The organism is Enterobacter sp. 6722112 (genome assembly GCF_058661685.1).
The window spans coordinates 534,980-553,057 of sequence record NZ_JBZWGR010000007.1; the positions used below are offsets into that span (position 1 = coordinate 534,980).

Consider the following 18,078-nt stretch of genomic DNA (forward strand, 5'->3'; position numbering starts at 1 on the left):
GTGTCCTTAATGTGTCAGGGTTGCCGTAGTGTCCGCGGTGCTTTTGGCCGGGGCGGCGACAGGGAGATAGTGAAGTTCGGCGCTTTTTGCCCATTGCTGGTAGCGCTGATAAAGCTGTTCAAAGCGTTGTGCCTGCTGAGTCTGCGGCTGGAGCGTACTTTCGACGGCGCTCGCCATATGCTGTTGCGCGGTCGGGATATCCGCATGGACGCCTGCGGCCACGGCAGCGAAAATCGCGGCGCCCAGCGCACAGCACTGATCGGAGGCCACAATTTGCAGCGGCCGGTTCAGCACGTCGCAGCAGGCCTGCATAATCACCGGGTTTTTACGGGCGATGCCCCCCAGCGCCATCACGTTGTTTACGTCAATGCCCTGCCCGGTGAAGCACTCCATAATGGCGCGCGCGCCGAATGCGGTGGCGGCGATCAGGCCGCCAAACAGCGCGGGCGCGTCGGTCGCGAGGTTGAGATCGGTAATCACCCCTTTCAGACGCTGGTTGGCAAACGGCGTACGACGCCCGTTGAACCAGTCCAGCACCACCGGCAGGTGGTCGAGAGACGGATTTTTTGCCCAGGCTTCGGTGAGCTGCGGCAGGAGCTGTTTTTTGCTCGCGGTAATCTGTGTTTTCAGTTCAGGATGCGCGGCTGCCAGCTGATCCAGCGGCCAGCCGAGCACACGGCCAAACCAGGCGTAGATATCGCCGAAGGCGGACTGACCCGCTTCGAGGCCGATAAAATCGGGTACCACGCTGCCGTCAACCTGACCGCAGATGCCTTTCACCGCGCGGTCGCCGACGCTGGCTTTATCTGCCGTCAGAATGTCACAGGTGGAGGTGCCGATAACTTTCACCAACGTGTTGGGCTGCGCACCCGCGCCCACGGCACCCATATGGCAGTCGAACGCGCCGCCGGAAATGGTCACGTTTTGCGGCAGACCGAGGCGTTTCGCCCACTCTTCGCAGAGCGTGCCGACCGGAATATCGGCGGTGAAGGTGTCGGTAAACAGCGGGTATGTCAGGTTTTTGTTGATGATCGGATCGAGTTCATCGAAGAACGCTGCCGGAGGCAGCCCCCCCCAGCTTTCATGCCACAGCGATTTATGCCCGGCGCTGCAACGGCCGCGGCGGATATCCTGCGGGCGAGTGGTGCCGGAGAGCAGGGCGGGAACCCAGTCGCATAGCTCAATCCATGATGCCGCTGCCTGTGCGACCGACGCGTCCGCGCGGGTAACGTGCAGGATCTTGGCCCAGAACCACTCGCTGGAGTAAATCCCGCCGATGTAGCGGGAGTAGTCAGTTTTGCCCGGCTGATGGCATAAGCGGGTGATGGCTTCCGCCTCTTCCACGGCGGTATGGTCTTTCCACAGCACAAACATGGCGTTCGGGTTGTCGGCAAACTCCGGTCGCAGCGCCAGTACGCGGCCTTCGGCATCGACAGGGGCAGGCGTTGAGCCGGTGCTGTCGACGCCAATCCCCACGACATCGGCCCGCTGGGCGTCCGTCAACTCCGCCAGCACGGTTTTGATCGCCGCTTCCATTGATTCAATGTAATCATGCGGGTGGTGGCGGAACTGGTTGTTCGGCGCATCGCAGTAGCGCCCCTCTTGCCAGCGCGGATACCACTCAACGCTGGTTGCTATCTCCTGGCCAGTCGTACAGTCCACTGCCAGCGCGCGAACTGAGTCGCTGCCAAAATCGAGGCCAATTGCAATTGCCATGGTGTTGCTCCATCCAAAAAACAGGTATGGAAGAACATTAGAGACTGGGGACAAAAATCGTCAGGCAGGATCCGCTAATCTTATGGACTAAATTGCTGTAGCCACGCAAAGTGTGACGCCGTGCAAATATTCTATGTGGACATTTCTGCCGCACTTATAGACACTTTTGTTACTGCTTATCTGCCCGTACTGGCGGACAAATCAGGGGGGAAGGCTGAAACATGGCGGACGTAAAAGAGGCGTGATGCTTTTTGGATCTTTTCGCGGGCCATTTTTATACTGCTTTTATCGATATGGACAATTGGTTTCCTTCAGGACCCTTGGGAGAACTGAATCTATGGCCGAACCGCAAAACGATCCCTTACTGCCGGGCTACTCATTTAACGCCCATCTGGTGGCGGGGCTGACGCCAATTGAGGCCGAGGGATATCTCGATTTTTACGTCGATCGCCCTCTTGGCATGAAGGGATATATCCTGAACCTGACCGTACGCGGAGAAGGGGTCGTCAAAAACGGGGATCAGCAGTTTATCTGCCGCCCCGGTGATATGCTGCTGTTCCCGCCGGGGGAGATCCACCACTACGGGCGCCATCCGGATGCCAAAGAGTGGTATCACCAGTGGGTCTATTTCCGTCCGCGCGCCTACTGGCAGGAGTGGCTCTCGTGGCCGGCCATTTTCGCCCATACCGGTTTATATCGCCCGGATGAGGCGCATCTGGCGCAGTTCCGTGAGCTGTTCGCACAGATTATTGAGGCAGGGCAGGCGGGCGGGCGCTACGCCGAACTGCTGGCCATCAACCTGCTTGAACAGGTGCTGCTGCGCCGCATGGAGGCCATCAACGAGTCGCTTAATCCGCCGCTGGACAACCGCGTCCGCGACGCCTGCCAGTACATCAGCGACCACCTTGCCGACAGCCAGTTTGATATTGCCAGCGTCGCCCAGCATGTGTGTCTGTCGCCGTCACGGCTCTCTCATCTGTTCCGCCAGCAGCTTGGCGTGAGTGTACTCAGCTGGCGTGAGGATCAGCGCATCAGCCAGGCGAAACTGCTGCTCAGCACCACCCGAATGCCTATCGCCACCGTCGGGCGTAACGTCGGCTTTGAAGATCAGCTCTATTTCTCTCGCGTGTTTAAGAAGTGCACCGGTGCCAGCCCGAGCGAATTCCGTGCGGGATGTGAATAATCGGTAAACATTCAGGTGAACTTCAGGCGCATCTTGTAAACTATTCAGACAATTGATGCCTTGACGCGGTGCAGGGCGCTAAGCAGAATCGCTGATTCGTTTTCTGACCGGAATAGTTATGCAGGCATTGCTGGAACATTTTATTACCCAGTCCGTTATGTATTCGCTCATCGCCGTGGCGCTGGTGGCGTTTCTGGAGTCGCTGGCGCTGGTCGGGCTGATCCTGCCCGGCACCGTGATGATGGCGGGGCTTGGGGCGCTGATCGGCAGCGGCGAGGTCAATTTCTGGCAGGCGTGGATGGCCGGTATTATTGGCTGTTTGCTGGGGGACTGGATCTCCTTCTGGCTGGGCTGGCGCTTTAAGAAGCCGCTGCACCGCTGGTCGTTCATGAAAAAAAATAAAGCGCTGCTGGATAAAACCGAGCACGCGCTGCACCAGCACAGCATGTTCACCATCCTCGTGGGGCGCTTTGTTGGCCCAACGCGCCCGCTGGTGCCGATGGTGGCCGGGATGCTGGATCTGCCCGTCGCGAAGTTTGTGGTGCCGAACATCATCGGCTGCGTCTTCTGGCCGCCGTTCTACTTCCTGCCGGGGATCCTGGCGGGCGCGGCCATCGATATTCCTGACGGTATGCAAAGCGGCGAGTTCAAGTGGCTGCTGCTGGGAACGGCGGTCCTGCTGTGGCTGGCGGTCTGGTTCTGCTGGCGCCTGTGGCGCAGCGCGAAAGCCAGTGTTGATCGCCTGACGCGCTATCTTCCGCGCACGCGCCTGCTCTGGCTGGCCCCGCTGACGCTGGGAGTGGCTGTCGTGGCGCTGGTGGCGCTGATTCGCCACCCGCTGATGCCGGTGTACGGTGAGATCCTGTTGAAGGTGGTGAGCCGTTAAGGTGTTTTCCCTCTCCCTGTGGGCTAAGGGTTCCCCACAAAATAATGCCTGCACAGACGGCCACCTCTCCCTTGAGGGAGAGGGCTGGGGTGAGGGGGAACATACGGCTCTGGTGGTCATTCCGTTCACTTTATGTTCCTTGCTACTCTGTCACGACATGAGCGGTGAACGTGCCAGGGTGGCTCAGTCGCCACCACCCTGGCGACCCGGGCTTCCGGCGGAAAATCGCCGCTTCGCGGTACCTTCGGCTTATTCCTTCCGGCTTATCGGGGACGGGCGGAAGTAACATCCCTGTAAAGCCCGCCCTCTCGGCGCATCCCTGCGCCTCGCCCCGGCCTACAGGAAACGCCTCAGCGATTTACAGCCGGACCAGGGCATCGCTGAAAGCCCTCAGTTATTCTGAAGGCAACGTTATCGCTTTTGCTTTCAAATTACTGGGGATCCCTCTCCCTGTGGGAGAGGACCAGGGTGAGGGCATCAGACCGCACGAATACCTAAAAGTGAAGATGCCCCCGCCTTACCACTCAGAAGTTCTTCTGTTTCCCCATCCCACAAAATACGTCCCTCCGCGATCACCACCGATCGCGGCGCGATGCGTGCGGCATCTTCGATGCTATGCGAAACCATCAGCATCGTCAGTTGCTCGCGCTCGCAAACCTCCTCAACCAGTGAGAGCATCTCCTGACGCAGGGCCGGGTCGAGCGCCGAAAAGGGTTCGTCGAGCAGCAGCAGCGGCTGCTTGCGCACCAGACAGCGTGCCAGCGCCACGCGCTGGCGCTGGCCGCCGGAAAGCTCACCCGGTAGTCTGTTGATAAACGCAGCCAGGCCCATTTGTTCGGCGATCGCCTCCAGCGTCTGACGCTGCGCAACACTGAGTTTTAACCCCGGATCCATACCCAGCGCGATGTTCTGCCACACCGTAAGATGATTGAACAGATTGTTTTCCTGAAACAGCATCGACACCGGGCGCTTAGCCGGCGGAGCGTAGGTATATTCGCCATTATCAATGACGATCGACCCGCTGGCAGGCTGCAAAAAACCGGCAATCAGATTGAGCAGGGTACTTTTTCCGGCCCCGCTGGGGCCAAGCACTGCGATTCGCTCTCCCTGACGAACGGAGAGGGTAAAACGCATTGGCAGGTGCTCATAAAGCCAGGTTACATCAGTCAGTTTTAACATCACGCCCCGGAAGTTTTTCGATAACGGTAAATAACGCAAAGCACAGCACCAGCAGTAAAAGTGCCGTGACGGCGCCGTCCTGGCTACGATAGGAGCCAATTTGCTGATAAAGCCAGAACGGCAGCGTGCGGAAATCCTCGTTGCCAAAGAGGGCCACAACGCCAAAATCGCCAATCGACAGCACGCAGGCAAACGCCAGCGCCTGAGCCAGCGGACGCTTTAGCGCGCGCAGTTCGACCACCTTCAGACGCTTCCAGCCCTGCATGCCCAGCGACTGACACAGCAAACTGTAGCGGCTGTTGACGTCGCGCATCGGGTTTTCCAGCACCTTGAGCGCGTAAGGGATAGCCATCAGCGCGTTGGTAAAAATGACGATGCCGTCGGCGCTTTCCGGCAGGCCGATGGTGCTGTTGAACAGTAAAAAGAATCCGGTCGCCAGCACAATACCCGGCATCGCCAGGATCAGCATACCCGTCAGTTCCAGCGCGTGTCCGGCTTTACAGGCATGACGCGCGTACAGCTCGCGGCTGCTCCAGAGCAGCATCATGGTCAGGATCACGCACAGCAGCCCGGCTGCCAGCGCGATGCGCAATGAGGTCCACGTCGTCTGCCACAGGACAGGCTGTTGCAGTACCGACAACACATTGCGATTCAGGCCATCAACGATAACGGCCAGCAGCGGGGGCAGCAGAAGCAGGAGGGCCAGCGCGATCAGCATAAAATCCGCGACGCGGCTGTGCAGGCTGTCCTGCGGATCGCGCCAGCCTGTCAAGTGATTGCTGCCTGTGGGGATCGCTTTACTCAGCCGCTGGCTGAGTAACACCAGCGCCAGGCAGCAGACCATCTGCACCATCGCCAGCAGCGCGGCGCGGCCCGGATCGTAGTCGTAACTTAAGGCCTGATAGATCGCCAGCTCAATGGTGGTGGCCTGCGGCCCGCCGCCGAGAGAAAGCACGGTCGCGAAGCTGGCGAAGCAGAGCATAAAGATTAGCGCGGCCACCGGGGCAATCTGGCGTCGCAGCCACGGCCATTCGACAAAGCGGAAGAACGACCAGCCGCGCATGCCAAGCTGGGCGGCAATCTGACGCTGCTCACCGGGAATGTTTTCCAGCGCCTGTAAAAAGAGGCGCGTCGCCATCGGCATATTGAAAAAAATATGCGCCAGCAGAATGCCTTTCAGGCCGTAAGGGGAGAAGGTCCATTCCAGACCAAGCAGGTTGAAGAGGGATGCCAGCCAGCCCTGTCGACCGTAGACGCTCAGAATGCCGAACACCGCCACCAGCACGGGCAGGATCAGCGTCATCGCGCACAGCCGCAGCAGGGCAAGCCTGCCGGGGAAACGTCTGCGATAGAGGGCGCGTGCAAGGAAAATGGCCGGGATCGTCGACAGCAGCGCGGAGAGAAACGCCTGCCAGAAGGAGAAACGGATGACGTGCCAGAGATAGCTGTCGTGCCAGAGGGCGAGCAGATCGCTCTCTGGCGCGTTAAACCACAGCGCAAGGAATGCACCCAGGCTGACGACCACCATCAGTATGGCGGCGAGCAGCCCGGGAACTAACCAGCCGGGGATCAGCGGCTGACGGCGCGTTGCCATTCACTAATCCATGCGGCGCGCTGGGCGGCAACCTGCTGCGGCGTAAATTCCAGTGAGGTTTGCGGCTTGTTTAGCTGCTCAAAGCCTGCCGGCAGCGCAACGTCAGTGACCGGGTACATCCAGTTTCCTGTCGGAATAGCATTCTGGAATGCCGGGGAGACCATAAATTTCAGGAATTTTTCGGCAAGCTCCGGCTGTTTGCTCGCGGCGGTGCGGGCGGCTACTTCCACCTGCAAATAATGCCCTTCAGCAAAGTTCGCGGCGGCGTAGTTATCCTTCTTCTCGGCGATAATGTGGTAGGCCGGAGAGGTAGTGTAGCTCAGCACCAGATCGCTTTCGCCTTTCAGGAACAGGCCGTAGGCTTCGCTCCAGCCTTTGGTGACGGTAACGGTTTTCGCGGCCAGCTTCTGCCACGCTTCCGGCGTTTTATCCCCGTAGACTTTCTGCATCCACAATAGCAGCCCCAGACCCGGCGTGCTGGTACGCGGATCTTCATAAATTACGCGCCATTTCTGGTCACTTTCGACCAGCTCTTTCAGGCTTTTGGGCGGATTCTTCAGCTTGTTTTTATCGTAGACAAACGCAAAGTAGCCGTAATCAAAGGGAACGAAGGTGTCGTTTTTCCAGCCGCCCGGTACGTTGACGGCATCTGCCGCCACGCCGCTTTTGGCGAACAGTCTGGTTTGGGTGGCGGCTTCCAGCAGGTTGTTATCCAGCCCGAGCACCACGTCGGCTTTGCTGTTTTTGCCTTCCATGCGCAGACGGTTGAGCAGCGAGACGCCATCTTCCAGCGCCACGAATTTCAGCTCGCAGTTGCAGTCGGCTTCAAAGGCTTTTTTTACCACCGGGCCGGGGGCCCAGTCGGCGGAGAAGGAGTCGTAGGTGTAGACCGTCAGAACAGGCTTAGCAAAAACAGGCAGCGCAACCAGCGCCAGCAGAGGAAGAACGTTTTTTAACACTTTGCACCTCAGGGTTGAGTGGCAAAGGATTTTGAGAGACAGCCTCAAATCCCTTCGCCGGCGTTATCCGGATCAGGTTCGACGGGTATTATCTCAGCGCACATCAGTGATGCAGCACCCCGTTGAGAACGGCGCTATTGTAATGATTTGGTGAATATTACGAAAGCGTTATGGCTCCGGCGGCGCAAACCAGGCGGATTTAAAATCAAACCAGCCGAGGGTATTCATCCGCAGACCGCGCATGCTGCGCTGCCCCTGGATCAGCAGCCAGTGGTGAATCAGCGGTACGATCGTCTGCCCGGTCAGTAATTCCTGACACCAGGCGGCCAGATCCATTTCTCCCGCCCGCCACCGCGCGGCGTCCTGCTGCCAGTCCCGGTTGATACAGTGCTGAATCAGGGGCACCTCGTACAGGTGAGAAAAGAGCGAGAAATCCAGCGGCAGCGTAAAATTCGCGCTGTTGAGCCAGATATCGCTGATGACGTCTCCGCGATGCCATTCATCATAATCGACTTCCTGTATCGCCAGCGTCACGCCTTCGGCTGCCAGCAGCGTGCTCATGATCCTCGCCAGAAAACGGTGCTCAATGTGGTCGCGATAGTAGCTGAGGGTGATGGTCTCCAGTCCGGCAGGCTTTTCGCTGCGGACGGGCTGCGCATGGTGCCAGCGTGGGAGCAGGCCATAGGCCGGGAACCACCAGGTCTGGTATTGCTCCTCTGCGTGATAAATCAGGTTAGCGGGCGCCAGAATATGGCTTATCCACCTGCGGACGTCGTGGTTTGCCCCGCGATGGCTGCGGCTATCAAAGAGCAGGTAGTAGCAGCCCTCCTCCAGGCGGCTTTCGAACGCCTTTTCACCGGCTGTTGGCCCTTCCAGGGTCAGGCCTGCGCTCAGCTCTTCGTTGAGATCCGGTAACACCCAGACGTTCACTTCGTCGATCAACGCCCTATAGCCAAAGTAATCATCAAAGGCGCGGATCTTCAGTTGATTACTGTTGTTCCGTGAAACGGAGTAGGGGCCCGTACCAATCGGCTGGCTGGAAAAATTGTTCAGGGATCGCCACTCGGCAGGCAGGATCATTGATGGCACGTAGCCCAGAAGCCACGGAAGCCATTTGTCCGGCTGCGAAAGCTCAATATCCAGCGTCCAGGCCGTTGGAGAGTGGATCCGTGCGATATGCGAATAGAGCGGCAGCGTGCGGGCGCGCTCTAAAGAGGCGATAACGTCGCGCATCTCCAGCTCGCGTCCATGGTGGAAATGAATGCCGGGGCGTAGAAAGAAGCGCCAGTGCAGCGGAGACACCTGTTGCCAGTGATGGGCAATATCCGCTTCCAGTTCCCCGTTTTCCTCATTTATCCGCGTCAGACCGCTGAATATCTGCCGGGCCATGTGGGTTTCAGAGCGACGTAACGCCGTACCGGGCAACAGATTTTTCATTGGGCGGTAGTAAAGTACCCGCAGAATGTGGCGTCCCTGACGAAAGCTGCGTCCCAGATGCGAGACCAGCATCTGGCGCACGGCGGCTTTGTCGCCCACCAGCTGGACCAGCTGATCGATGCGGTCCTGCTCCAGCAGATCCTCCGCTCGCTGTTGCTGTAACGCCAGGCCGGTATAAAGGAAAGTCAGGCGCGAACGCTTGCCGCGTCCGGCTTCGGCCTCCCAGTTTAGCCAGCCCTGCTGCTGCATGGTATTAAGGAGCGTGCGCATATGACGCCGGGAGCAGTTGAGGAGCTCGGCCAGCTCGTTCAGCGTGGTCTCCTGCGATTGCCCCTCGCAGCACTGCCAGAGGCGGATAAATTGTTGTTGCAGACGACCGGAAGGCATAAAAGGGGAACTCCTGACAAAAAATCAGCAATTTATTAATCCCTATATTAAGCCAATAATCCTTATCGATGAAGCGAGGAGGTAAATTATGAAGAGGTCTACCGCACGTCAGTTTTATCAGCACTATTTTTCAGCGACAAAGGGAGTGTCCTGGCTGGCCCGCCAGTGCGCAGAGCAGCGACTGAGAATACTGGAAGATCTGATGCAGTGGGACGTTACGAAATCGACCTCTTCTCGCTAACTCGCCTCGATCATGTGTGACTGAGTATTGGTGCTAATCACCCGCCAGCAAAATGTTTTTTGCTGGCTTTTTTCGTTTACTATTCCACCCAATTTCGATTCGCTTTCATAAGGACTTGCGCATGCTCTGGTTGATGACGATGGGGCGACGCCTGAATGGCGTGTACGCCGCTTTTATGCTGGTGGCCTTCATGATGGGCGTGGCCGGCGCGCTTCAGGCGCCGACGCTGAGCCTGTTTCTCAGCCGCGAGGTGGGGGCGCAGCCGTTTTGGGTGGGCCTGTTCTACACCGTCAACGCCATTGCCGGGATCCTCGTCAGCCTGTGGCTGGCGAAACGATCCGACAGCCAGGGCGATCGCCGCAAGCTGATCCTCTTTTGTTGCGCCATGGCCGTGGGCAACGCGCTGCTGTTTGCCTTCAACCGCCATTACCTGACGCTCATTACCTGCGGCGTGCTGCTGGCCTCTCTGGCGAACACCGCCATGCCGCAACTGTTCGCCCTGGCCCGGGAGTACGCCGACAGCTCGGCGAGGGAAGTGGTGATGTTCAGCTCGGTGATGCGTGCGCAGCTCTCTCTCGCGTGGGTCATCGGTCCGCCGCTGGCGTTTATGCTGGCGCTGAACTACGGCTTCACCACCATGTTTTCCATCGCGGCGGGGATTTTTGTCATCAGCCTGGCGCTGATAGCCTTTGCGCTGCCATCGGTGGCGCGCGTAGAGCAGGTGACGGACAAGCCCATCACGCAGGTGAGCGGCTGGCAGGATAAAAACGTCCGCATGTTGTTTATCGCCTCCACGCTGATGTGGACCTGCAACACCATGTACATTATTGATATGCCGCTGTGGATCAGCAGCGATCTGGGACTGCCCGACAAGCTCGCGGGTATTCTGATGGGCACCGCTGCCGGGCTGGAGATCCCGGCGATGATTCTGGCGGGTTACTACGTCAAACGTTTCGGAAAGCGTCGGATGATGGTCGTCGCCGTGGCGGCCGGGGTACTGTTCTACGCGGGGCTGATCCTGTTCCATTCGCGTGAAGCCTTGCTGGCGTTACAGCTGTTTAACGCGGTGTTTATCGGAATCGTTGCCGGGATAGGCATGCTCTGGTTCCAGGATTTAATGCCGGGGCGCGCAGGCTCCGCGACCACGCTGTTTACCAACAGTATCTCTACCGGCGTGATTCTGGCAGGGGTGATTCAGGGGGCGCTGTCGCAAAGCTATGGGCATGCATCCGTGTACTGGGTGATCGCAGCGATTTCGCTCGTCACGCTGATGCTGACGTGCCGGGTAAAAGACGTTTGATTCTGGAAGGCGGCTTCACGAAATGAAACGATTTTCTGACAGGCGCAGAGAAGGCGCATAGAGTGCGTGACGGGTGCTTGAGGCTGTTTGCCTCAGGCTTTCGCAAGAGGCAAACAGTGGAGAGTCCCACATCAAAAAACTGATGGGGAGACCAACTTCACAACCAACATTGCGAGGTTAGTCTCTTCATTGCCGAAAAGCAATAAGGAGGCTGGAATGCCAAAACGTACTCTGCTGTTAGGTTTGTTTCTGATCTGTACGACGCTGTTGATCTTCACCTGGATGGTGCGCGACTCGCTGTGTGAGCTGCACTTCAGACAGGAGAAAACAGAGCTGGCGGCAGTGTTGGCTTACGAAGCAAAACGTTAGCAGTATTGGCGGGGAGTTTTCCCCGCCACTCCAGAGTGGTTGAGCCTCAACGCACCCTTATCAATGGCCCGCGCCCTGCGGGCCATTGCCTTTAACCCATAAACGCAGGCTGTTTTTTCTCGTAAGCGGAGATAGCCTCTTCGTGTTGCAGCGTCAGGCCAATGCTATCCAGACCGTTCAGCATGCAGTGGCGGCGGAACGCATCAATGCTGAAGCTGTAGATCTTATCCCCGGCTTTCACCACTTCCGCTTCCAGATCCACCTCAAACGAAATCCCCGGATTCGCCTGCACCAGCGCAAACAGTTCATCGACCTGTTCGTCACTCAGCGTCACCGGCAGCAGCTGGTTGTTGAAGCTGTTGCCGTAGAAGATATCCGCGAAGCTCGGGGCGATAACCACCTTAAAGCCGTAGTCGGTTAATGCCCAGGGCGCATGTTCACGCGACGATCCGCAGCCAAAGTTTTCCCGCGCCAGCAGAATGGAAGCCCCTTTGTATTCCGGAAAGTTCAGGACGAATTCCGGGTTCGGCACTTCGCCTTTATCGTCGAGGAAACGCCAGTCGTTGAACAGATGCGCACCAAAACCCGTGCGCGTCACTTTCTGCAAAAACTGCTTAGGAATGATCGCGTCAGTATCGACGTTAGCGGCGTCCAGAGGGACAACCCGGCCCGTATGTTGGGTAAATTTCTCTGCCATGATTGTCTCCTTATTTCAGGCTGCGAATATCGGCGAAATGACCGGTGACTGCCGCAGCGGCGGCCATTGCCGGGCTGACCAGGTGGGTGCGCCCACCGCGGCCCTGACGGCCTTCAAAGTTACGGTTGCTGGTGGAGGCACAGCGCTCGCCCGGATTCAGGCGGTCGTTGTTCATGGCCAGACACATGGAGCAACCCGGCAGGCGCCACTCGAAGCCTGCTTCAATAAAGATCTTATCCAGACCCTCCGCTTCCGCCTGGGCTTTCACCGGCCCGGAGCCCGGCACAACCAGCGCCTGCACGCCCGGCGCCACTTTGCGGCCTTTAGCAATTTCTGCCGCTGCGCGTAAATCTTCAATACGGGAGTTGGTACAGGAGCCGATGAATACTTTATCAATGCTCACGTCGGTCAGCGGTACGCCGGGTTTCAGCCCCATGTAAGCCAGCGCTTTTTCCGCACTGGCACGTTCGACCGGATCGGCAAAGGAGGCCGGGTCAGGAATGCTGTCGTTGACGGAAATCACCTGGCCCGGGTTGGTGCCCCAGGTGACCTGCGGGGCGATCTCTTCCGCCTGTAACGTCACAACGGTATCAAAAATTGCCCCCTCGTCCGTTTTCAGGGTTTTCCAGTACGCTACCGCGTCGTCAAAATCCTGTCCTTTCGGGGCATGCAGACGCCCCTTCACATAATTGAAGGTGGTTTCGTCTGGGGCCACCAGGCCTGCTTTGGCGCCCATCTCAATGGCCATGTTGCACAGGGTCATACGACCTTCCATGCTCAGCGCCTGGATAGCGTCGCCGCAGAATTCCACGACGTGACCGGTGCCGCCTGCGCTGCCGGTTTTGCCGATAATCGCCAGCACGATATCTTTCGCGGTGATACCCGGCGCAGCTTTACCCTTCACTTCAATCTTCATGGTTTTGGCGCGGCCCTGCTTCAGGGTCTGCGTCGCCAGAACGTGTTCAACTTCAGAGGTCCCAATCCCGAACGCCAGGGCGCCAAATGCGCCGTGCGTCGCGGTGTGGGAGTCGCCGCAGACGATGGTCATGCCCGGCAGAGTAATACCCTGCTCAGGCCCCATTACGTGGACGATACCCTGATAGGGGTGGTTCAGATCGTACAGCTCCACGCCAAACTCGTTACAGTTCTTAATCAGCTCCTGCATCTGGATACGTGCCATCTCGCCAGATGCATTGATGTCTTTGGTCTGGGTGGAAACGTTGTGATCCATCGTGGCAAAGGTTTTACCCGGCTGACGCACCGGGCGCTTGTGCGCGCGCAGGCCGTCAAATGCCTGAGGAGAGGTCACTTCGTGTACCAGATGACGGTCGATGTACAACAGTGGGGTTTCGTTTGGTGCTTCGTAAACAACGTGCGCATCAAACAACTTCTCATATAACGTCTTAGCCATGATTACACCCCTTCAGCGACATAGCGGGCAATGATGTCGCCCATTTCATCGGTACTGACTGCCGCCGTGCCGCGTGCTAAATCACCGGTACGGACGCCTTCTTCTAACGCCCGGTTAATGGCGTTTTCAATTGCGGTTGCTGCATCGCCTGCATCCAGGCTGTAGCGCAGCAGCAGAGCCAGGGAGAGGATCTGCGCAATCGGGTTGGCGATGTTTTTACCTGCGATATCCGGCGCGGAGCCGCCCGCCGGTTCGTACAGGCCAAAGCCTTCTTCGTTCAGGCTGGCCGAGGGCAGCATACCCATGGAGCCGGTGATCATGGCGCACTCATCCGAGAGAATATCGCCGAACAGGTTGGAGCACAGCAGCACGTCAAACTGGGACGGATCTTTAATCAGCTGCATCGTTGCGTTGTCGATATACATATGTGACAGCTCAACGTCCGGGTACTGCCTGGCAACTTCACTGACGATTTCGCGCCACAAAATAGACGACTGGAGCACGTTCGCTTTATCAATAGAGGTCACTTTACGGCGGCGTTTGCGCGCTGACTCAAACGCGATATGAGCGATACGTTCAATTTCAAAACGGTGATACACCTCGGTATCAAACGCTTTCTCATGCTGACCGCTGCCTTCGCGGCCTTTGGGCTGCCCGAAGTAGATCCCGCCGGTCAGCTCACGCACGCAGAGAATGTCGAAACCGTTGGCGGCGATATCGGCGCGCAGCGGGCAAAACTCTTCCAGCCCCGGGTACAGCTTCGCCGGACGCAGGTTGCTGAACAGTTTGAAGTGTTTACGCAGCGGCAGCAGCGCGCCGCGCTCTGGCTGCTCTGCTGGAGGCAAATGTTCCCACTTAGGGCCACCCACGGATCCAAACAGAACGGCATCGGCATTCTCGCAGCCTTCTACAGTCCCTTTCGGCAGGGGAGTACCGTGGTTATCAATGGCAATACCGCCCACGTCGTAGTGGCTGGTGGTAATTTTCATCGCAAAACGCGAACGTACGGCTTCCAGTACTTTCAGCGCCTGTGTCATCACTTCCGGGCCAATACCGTCACCCGGCAACACAGCAATATGGTAATTCTTCGACATCACACGGTTTCCTTGTTGTTCTCTTTATTCTGAGCTTTGCGTTGCAACTCTTTTTCAACTTCGGCGGCGCGCCAGATGTTGTTCAGGACATGCACCATCGCTTTCGCGGAGGATTCAACGATATCTGTCGCCAGACCCACACCGTGGAAACGGCGACCGTTATAGTTGACGACGATATCAACCTGGCCCAGGGCGTCTTTACCGTGCCCTTTTGCCGTCAGGTCGTATTTCACCAGCTCTACGTCGTACTCAGTGACGCGGTTAATCGCCTGGTAAATGGCATCCACAGGGCCGTTACCGTTGGCGGCTTCCGCTTTAATTTCATCGCCGCAGGCCAGCTTGACGGAGGCGGTAGCGATATCACTTGAGCCTGACTGAACGGTGAAGTAGTCCAGACGGAAGTGTTCTGGCTCTTCCTGCTGTTTGTTGATAAATGCCAGCGCTTCCAGGTCGTAATCGAAGACCTGGCCTTTCTTGTCAGCCAGCTTCAGGAATGCGTCGTACAGCTGATCCATGTTGTAATCGCTGTCCTGATACCCCATCTCTTCCATACGGTGTTTCACCGCCGCGCGGCCAGAGCGTGAGGTCAGGTTCAGCTGAACCTGGTTCAGACCGATGGATTCCGGAGTCATGATTTCGTAGTTTTCACGGTTCTTCAGCACGCCATCCTGGTGAATACCGGAGGAGTGAGCGAACGCGCCAGTACCAACAATCGCCTTGTTCGCCGGGATCGGCATATTGCAAATCTGGCTCACGGTCTGGCTGGTGCGCCAGATTTCGTTGTGATTGATGCGAGTGTGTACGTTCATAATGTCTTTGCGCACCTTGATCGCCATGATCACTTCTTCCAGCGAGCAGTTGCCGGCGCGTTCACCAATGCCGTTCATTGCCCCTTCTACCTGACGCGCGCCGGCGTGGACGGCAGCGATGGCATTGCCCACAGCCAGACCCAAATCATCGTGGGTGTGAACAGAGATGATGGCTTTATCAATATTAGGTACGCGGTCGTACAGGCCGGTGATGATGTTAGAGAACTCAAACGGCATGGTGTAGCCGACGGTATCCGGGATGTTGATGGTTCTGGCTCCGGCATTAATCGCGGCTTCCACTACACGGGCCAAATCGTCAATCGGCGTGCGGCCTGCATCTTCACAGGAGAATTCGACGTCATCAGTATAGTTACGCGCGCGTTTAACCATATACACCGCACGTTCGATCACTTCATCCAGCGTGCTGCGCAGCTTGGTTGCAATGTGCATGGGGGAGGTGGCAATGAATGTATGGATACGGAAGGCTTCTGCAACTTTCAGGGATTCCGCGGCCACATCAATATCTTTCTCAACGCAGCGAGCCAGACCGCATACGCGGCTGTTTTTGATGGTGCGGGCGATGGTCTGTACTGACTCGAAATCACCCGGCGAGGAGACGGGAAAGCCGACTTCCATTACGTCTACACCCATGCGTTCGAGGGCCAGCGCAATTTGCAGTTTTTCTTTAACACTCAGGCTCGCCTGTAATGCCTGTTCACCGTCACGTAAAGTAGTATCGAAAATAACGACTTGCTGGCTCATGGGTTAGGTCCTTGTCAGTCTTAGGGCGCCTTGCTACGAGCATAAAAAAACCCGCGCAGTGGCGCGGGTTTTGAGTTTTACTGAAGACGATTCAACGCTGAATTTCGCCCGCCAGTCTACCGCGCACAGTGGATGCGTTTAGTAGTAGTAGACCGGTGAAACGAAGGGTGCGAATCATGAATCGTGCTCCAGATGAATGCGATATGCTTTTAGTGGTACTGGATACGCCGACTCATGTCAACCCCTCTCAGGCAAAACGGCCACTCAGCGCAGGATAAACACATTAGCTAATTGTGCTGGTTTTTACGCTGTTAACCGATTTAATTGTCTATTATTGGACTTGAGATTCATCTCTGGAATAATTTGAATATAATTGGTAGCAATTGAACACAGTATTTTTACCGATGTGCTGTGAAATGGAATGTGTTTTATTTCATTGAGTTATAAGTTCTATGAATGAATCATGGGCGGGAAAGTTATCAATATTGATATCATTTTGTTAATGAAATCGTGGTGTATGCCCTTCATAGTTTAATAATACTTAAGTTATTATTAACTAAGGCGGTGATTGTGTATTTGCCAGCTTTATGGTTTCATGCCTGCATTAAAGTTTTAGATATCATTTGAACGATTTTTAGCTCTTCATTCAGGGGATGCTTAATGCCATCTCTTGAATGAGGGTTCTTTATATATTCTGAATTTTAAATAATTTCCTTTCGCTTGTTGTATATGCATGGTAAATCATATTTTTCGAAGTTATTACTGTACTTTGGCAAAGGGAATTTAGCGTGACAGTGGAGTCAGAAATGCCAGAAAATAATATTAACCAACCACAGCCTTATGATGGGGTTAAGCCTCAGTTACGCACAGTGGATCTCAACCTGTTAACTGTATTTGATGCAGTTATGCAGGAGCAGAATATTACGCGAGCAGCGCAATCTCTGGGAATGTCTCAACCTGCCGTGAGTAATGCCGTAGCCAGACTTAAGGTGATGTTTAATGACGAGTTATTCGTCCGGTATGGAAGAGGTATCCAGCCCACGGCGCGTGCATTCCAGCTATTCGGTTCGATTCGTCAGGCGCTACAGCTGGTTCAAAATGAGCTTCCCGGCTCAGGGTTTGAACCTTTAAGCAGTGAGCGGGTTTTCCATCTCTGTGTTTGCAGTCCGTTAGACAATTATTTGACGTCTGTTATATATAATAAAGTTGAACAGATTGCTCCTAATATTCATCTCGTTTTTAAATCATCTTTAAATCAAAACACTGAGCACCAGCTTCGTTATCAGGAAACGGAGTTCGTTCTGGGCTACGAAGAGTTTCGCCGTCCAGAGTTTGCCTGTGTTCCGTTGTTTAAAGATGAAATGGTGTTAGTCGCCAGCAAAAAACATCCACGCATGAATTCGCCGCTGCGTGAAAGCGATGTTTACAGCGAGCAGCATGCCGTTGTTGCTCTGGACAGATATGCTTCGTTCAGTCAGCCGTGGTATGACACTGCCGATAAACAAGCCAGCGTGGCCTATCAGGGGATGGCGATGGTCAGCGTTTTAAATGTCGTTTCTCAGACGCAGCTAGTCGCTATTGCACCGCGCTGGCTTGCTGAAGAGTTCTCCGATTCGCTGAGCCTGCAAATTTTACCTCTGCCGCTCAAGCTGAATAGCCGTACCTGTTATCTTTCCTGGCATGAAGCGGCGGGGCGGGATAAAGGGCACCAGTGGATGGAAGAGTTGCTGATCAATATTTGTCGTCGATAAGTCAGGGTGAATAAACCGCATGGTGCCATGCGGTTTATTCTGTGATTTTTTATGCAGGCAATATTTTGTTCTGTGCGCATTTTTTCAGACGCTCAGGGCGGCTTAAAAATAGATGATTTCCTGATCCATCCTCTTTTTAAGAGATGAATTATTAGCGTCTCCCCTTATACCAGACGAATTCACCATATTCGTGTCTGACAGCTATTTTTTCTGCTTTTATTGCCCATTCCCGCATTCCGTTTGCTAATTGCCTGCCTCATAACGAGCGGTTAAGGTATCCCTCACTCTGCACATTATAAGATG

Annotated in this window: 16 protein-coding genes and 1 riboswitch; of the genes, 6 read left to right on the forward strand and 10 right to left on the reverse strand. The window is 56.0% G+C overall.

Features of this window, described 5'->3' with window-relative positions:
- Positions 1-6 precede the first annotated feature (6 nt).
- Positions 7-1,716, reverse strand: coding sequence for a ribulokinase (araB, locus tag AC4OVU_RS04135; RefSeq protein WP_047731000.1), 1,710 nt, complete (start codon positions 1,714-1,716; stop codon positions 7-9).
- A 337-nt stretch (positions 1,717-2,053) separates the two neighbouring features.
- On the opposite strand from araB, the gene araC reads away from it, so the two are divergent.
- Together araC and AC4OVU_RS04145 are read left to right on the forward strand one after the other, a co-directional pair.
- Complete coding sequence (araC, locus tag AC4OVU_RS04140; RefSeq protein ID WP_003856402.1) at positions 2,054-2,899, forward strand: arabinose operon transcriptional regulator AraC; 846 nt, start codon at positions 2,054-2,056, stop codon at positions 2,897-2,899.
- Between the two features lie 118 nt (positions 2,900-3,017).
- Positions 3,018-3,785, forward strand: a complete 768-nt coding sequence (locus tag AC4OVU_RS04145) for a DedA family protein (protein ID WP_047055966.1) — start codon at positions 3,018-3,020, stop codon at positions 3,783-3,785.
- A 477-nt stretch (positions 3,786-4,262) separates the two neighbouring features.
- On the opposite strand, the gene thiQ is transcribed toward AC4OVU_RS04145, so the two are convergent.
- The 4 genes from thiQ to sgrR form a co-directional block, all read right to left on the reverse strand.
- A complete protein-coding gene (gene thiQ, locus AC4OVU_RS04150; RefSeq protein ID WP_047055968.1) occupies positions 4,263-4,964 on the reverse strand; it encodes a thiamine ABC transporter ATP-binding protein ThiQ in 702 nt (233 codons plus the stop codon).
- Positions 4,948-6,558 (reverse strand): thiamine/thiamine pyrophosphate ABC transporter permease ThiP, encoded by a 1,611-nt coding sequence (gene thiP / locus AC4OVU_RS04155; RefSeq protein WP_491928626.1) that lies wholly within the window; start codon positions 6,556-6,558, stop codon positions 4,948-4,950. The genes thiQ and thiP overlap by 17 nt, the downstream gene beginning before the upstream one ends.
- On the reverse strand, positions 6,534-7,517 hold the full coding sequence (thiB, locus tag AC4OVU_RS04160) for a thiamine ABC transporter substrate binding subunit (protein ID WP_284965368.1): 984 nt from the start codon (positions 7,515-7,517) through the stop codon (positions 6,534-6,536). The genes thiP and thiB overlap by 25 nt, the downstream gene beginning before the upstream one ends.
- A gap of 31 nt (positions 7,518-7,548) precedes the next feature.
- Positions 7,549-7,649, reverse strand: a riboswitch (TPP riboswitch).
- Between the two features lie 36 nt (positions 7,650-7,685).
- Positions 7,686-9,341 (reverse strand): HTH-type transcriptional regulator SgrR, encoded by a 1,656-nt coding sequence (gene sgrR / locus AC4OVU_RS04165; RefSeq protein WP_023303075.1) that lies wholly within the window; start codon positions 9,339-9,341, stop codon positions 7,686-7,688.
- 88 nt (positions 9,342-9,429) lie between these two features.
- Here sgrR and sgrT point away from each other — a divergent pair, with 88 nt between their 5' ends.
- The 3 genes from sgrT (at position 9,430) to AC4OVU_RS04180 (ending at position 11,251) form a co-directional block, all read left to right on the forward strand.
- Complete coding sequence (sgrT, locus tag AC4OVU_RS04170; protein ID WP_023303076.1) at positions 9,430-9,582, forward strand: glucose uptake inhibitor SgrT; 153 nt, start codon at positions 9,430-9,432, stop codon at positions 9,580-9,582.
- 121 nt (positions 9,583-9,703) lie between these two features.
- Entirely contained in the window at positions 9,704-10,882 is a 1,179-nt protein-coding gene (locus tag AC4OVU_RS04175; protein WP_015572661.1) for a sugar efflux transporter, read from the forward strand.
- Positions 10,883-11,098: 216 nt separating this feature from the next.
- On the forward strand, positions 11,099-11,251 hold the full coding sequence (locus AC4OVU_RS04180) for a Hok/Gef family protein (protein ID WP_010427008.1): 153 nt from the start codon (positions 11,099-11,101) through the stop codon (positions 11,249-11,251).
- 91 nt (positions 11,252-11,342) lie between these two features.
- Here the strand turns inward: AC4OVU_RS04180 and leuD are convergent, their stop codons facing one another.
- The 5 genes from leuD to leuL all read right to left on the reverse strand — a co-directional run bounded on the left by leuD (position 11,343) and on the right by leuL (position 16,202).
- On the reverse strand, positions 11,343-11,948 hold the full coding sequence (leuD, locus tag AC4OVU_RS04185) for a 3-isopropylmalate dehydratase small subunit (protein ID WP_015572662.1): 606 nt from the start codon (positions 11,946-11,948) through the stop codon (positions 11,343-11,345).
- Between the two features lie 10 nt (positions 11,949-11,958).
- Entirely contained in the window at positions 11,959-13,359 is a 1,401-nt protein-coding gene (gene leuC / locus AC4OVU_RS04190; protein ID WP_017383791.1) for a 3-isopropylmalate dehydratase large subunit, read from the reverse strand.
- A gap of 2 nt (positions 13,360-13,361) precedes the next feature.
- Positions 13,362-14,453 carry a 3-isopropylmalate dehydrogenase gene (leuB, locus tag AC4OVU_RS04195; RefSeq protein ID WP_017694521.1) on the reverse strand — a complete coding sequence of 364 codons (1,092 nt, stop codon included), beginning with the start codon at positions 14,451-14,453 and terminating at the stop codon, positions 13,362-13,364.
- The gene (gene leuA / locus AC4OVU_RS04200; RefSeq protein WP_017383789.1) at positions 14,453-16,024 is read right to left on the reverse strand and encodes a 2-isopropylmalate synthase; all 1,572 of its coding nucleotides are present in this window, start codon (positions 16,022-16,024) and stop codon (positions 14,453-14,455) included. The genes leuB and leuA overlap by 1 nt, the downstream gene beginning before the upstream one ends.
- Positions 16,025-16,115: 91 nt before the next feature.
- Positions 16,116-16,202 carry a leu operon leader peptide gene (gene leuL / locus AC4OVU_RS04205; protein WP_057979999.1) on the reverse strand — a complete coding sequence of 29 codons (87 nt, stop codon included), beginning with the start codon at positions 16,200-16,202 and terminating at the stop codon, positions 16,116-16,118.
- A gap of 628 nt (positions 16,203-16,830) precedes the next feature.
- Between leuL and leuO the strand changes: the two genes are divergently transcribed.
- Positions 16,831-17,775: a transcriptional regulator LeuO gene (gene leuO, locus AC4OVU_RS04210; RefSeq protein WP_017383788.1), complete on the forward strand. Its 945-nt coding sequence runs from the start codon at positions 16,831-16,833 to the stop codon at positions 17,773-17,775.
- The last annotated feature ends 303 nt before the right edge of the window (positions 17,776-18,078 follow it).

What these genes read in the sequence shown, in the direction of transcription:
- araC (WP_003856402.1), top strand. Translation starts at nt 2,054, where the DNA reads ATGGCCGAACCGCAAAACGATCCCTTACTGCCGGGCTACTCATTTAAC.
- thiQ (WP_047055968.1), bottom strand. Translation starts at nt 4,964, where the DNA reads ATGTTAAAACTGACTGATGTAACCTGGCTTTATGAGCACCTGCCAATG.
- sgrR (WP_023303075.1), bottom strand. Translation starts at nt 9,341, where the DNA reads ATGCCTTCCGGTCGTCTGCAACAACAATTTATCCGCCTCTGGCAGTGC.
- leuC (WP_017383791.1), bottom strand. Translation starts at nt 13,359, where the DNA reads ATGGCTAAGACGTTATATGAGAAGTTGTTTGATGCGCACGTTGTTTAC.
- leuO (WP_017383788.1), top strand. Translation starts at nt 16,831, where the DNA reads ATGCCAGAAAATAATATTAACCAACCACAGCCTTATGATGGGGTTAAG.
- araB (WP_047731000.1), bottom strand. Translation starts at nt 1,716, where the DNA reads ATGGCAATTGCAATTGGCCTCGATTTTGGCAGCGACTCAGTTCGCGCG.
- leuL (WP_057979999.1), bottom strand. Translation starts at nt 16,202, where the DNA reads ATGATTCGCACCCTTCGTTTCACCGGTCTACTACTACTAAACGCATCC.
- leuA (WP_017383789.1), bottom strand. Translation starts at nt 16,024, where the DNA reads ATGAGCCAGCAAGTCGTTATTTTCGATACTACTTTACGTGACGGTGAA.
- leuD (WP_015572662.1), bottom strand. Translation starts at nt 11,948, where the DNA reads ATGGCAGAGAAATTTACCCAACATACGGGCCGGGTTGTCCCTCTGGAC.
- leuB (WP_017694521.1), bottom strand. Translation starts at nt 14,453, where the DNA reads ATGTCGAAGAATTACCATATTGCTGTGTTGCCGGGTGACGGTATTGGC.
- thiP (WP_491928626.1), bottom strand. Translation starts at nt 6,558, where the DNA reads ATGGCAACGCGCCGTCAGCCGCTGATCCCCGGCTGGTTAGTTCCCGGG.
- AC4OVU_RS04145 (WP_047055966.1), top strand. Translation starts at nt 3,018, where the DNA reads ATGCAGGCATTGCTGGAACATTTTATTACCCAGTCCGTTATGTATTCG.
- AC4OVU_RS04175 (WP_015572661.1), top strand. Translation starts at nt 9,704, where the DNA reads ATGCTCTGGTTGATGACGATGGGGCGACGCCTGAATGGCGTGTACGCC.
- AC4OVU_RS04180 (WP_010427008.1), top strand. Translation starts at nt 11,099, where the DNA reads ATGCCAAAACGTACTCTGCTGTTAGGTTTGTTTCTGATCTGTACGACG.
- sgrT (WP_023303076.1), top strand. Translation starts at nt 9,430, where the DNA reads ATGAAGAGGTCTACCGCACGTCAGTTTTATCAGCACTATTTTTCAGCG.